The 1,260-nt window shown below is 68.7% G+C and carries 1 protein-coding gene and 1 pseudogene; one reads left to right on the top strand and one right to left on the bottom strand.

The window, feature by feature from the left end:
- Positions 1-267: 267 nt before the first annotated feature.
- Entirely contained in the window at positions 268-1,059 is a 792-nt protein-coding gene (locus ABTX62_RS37825; RefSeq protein ID WP_352120416.1) for an IS5 family transposase, read from the top strand.
- Here the strand turns inward: ABTX62_RS37825 and ABTX62_RS37820 are convergent.
- Positions 1,016-1,260: pseudogene (locus tag ABTX62_RS37820) on the bottom strand (hypothetical protein); the annotation flags it as partial. The gene ABTX62_RS37825 and the pseudogene ABTX62_RS37820 overlap by 44 nt on opposite strands.

Here is a 1,260-nt window from a genome sequence, read left to right as displayed (position 1 = left end):
AGTGGCTGTTTTCGTTCCGATCTTGAGGGCTGTATGTCGAACGGGGTGCTCGATCGGGTGGTTGCCGCTGGCTGCGGGCATGAAGGCAGGGCCTCTTGGTAGCTCGGGGTTGCGAAGCCAACCGAGATCCAGGAGACCCTGTTGCCGCAGTTGTACGTGCTCGTGCCGGTGGAGTTCAACTCGGCTGCACCGACGTGTGATTGTGTCGCTCACCGGTTCGGAAACGCAGCCGATCACCCGGAACGTGTTCGGCGGTATCCCTCGGACATGACGGACGCGGAGTGGGCCGTGGTCCGGCCACTGCTGCCGGTGCCGGGCTGGATGCGCGGCCGGGGAGGGCAGCCGGAGGCGTACTGCCACCGGGCGATACTCGATGCGATCCGCTACCTCGTCGACAATGGCATCAAGTGGCGGGCGATGCCGTCTGACTTCCCGCCGTGGGACCGGGTCTACGCGTTTTTCCGCCGCTGGCGCGACCATGCCCTGGTCAGGGAGTTCCACGACCGGCTGCGCGCCAGGGTCCGCGAGAGGCTGGGCCGCGACACGGAGCCGAGTGCGGGTGTGATCGACTCGCAGTCCGTCAAGGCGGACGCCGTCGTCGGCTCCGACAGCCGTGGCTTCGACGGCGGCAAGCTGATCAATGGCCGCAAGCGGCACGTCGTGGTCGACACCCTCGGCCTGCTGCTGGGCGTGATGGTCACCGCCGCGGACACCGGCGACCGCATCGCCGCCCAGGTGCTGCTCGGGCAGGTCGCCGACGCGCACCACCGCCTCGCCCTGGTCTGGGCCGACGCCGGCTACACCGGCAGTCTCATCGAGTACTGCCTGGTCACGCTCGGGCTGGTCCTGGCGATCGTCAAACGCAGCGACGACATGCGCGGCTTCGTGGTGCTGCCCAAGCGGTGGATCGTCGAGCGCCTCTTCGCCCACCTGATGCGCACCCGCCGCCTGGCACGCGACTTCGAGCGCCGCACCACCAGCGCCGAAGCGATGATCTACTGGTCGATGACCCTGCTCATGACGCGCCGCCTTGCCCGGCCAAGCCCTGGGCGAGGGTGAACCGGCCCGGCTGCCGCTCGGCCAGCCAACCCCGCGCGACCAGGCGTTTCGCCTTCGACCGCAGAGCCTCCACTTTGGCCGGCACCGCGTCCAGGCCGAACAAGGTGGCCAACTCCTGGCAGGTCAGCGGCCCTTGATGGAGCCGGTGTCGGTCCGCCAGGGCCTCAAGGATGCGCTGATAGTCCACCGACAGCACCGACC

It is taken from the genome of Streptomyces sp. NPDC096046, assembly GCF_040303285.1.
In the GTDB taxonomy this organism is placed as follows: domain Bacteria; phylum Actinomycetota; class Actinomycetes; order Streptomycetales; family Streptomycetaceae; genus Streptomyces.
The sequence above is the reverse complement of the archived record's forward strand: the minus strand, read 5'-3'. Positions and strand labels throughout refer to the sequence as shown.

What these genes read in the sequence shown, in the direction of transcription:
- ABTX62_RS37825 (WP_352120416.1), top strand. Translation starts at nt 268, where the DNA reads ATGACGGACGCGGAGTGGGCCGTGGTCCGGCCACTGCTGCCGGTGCCG.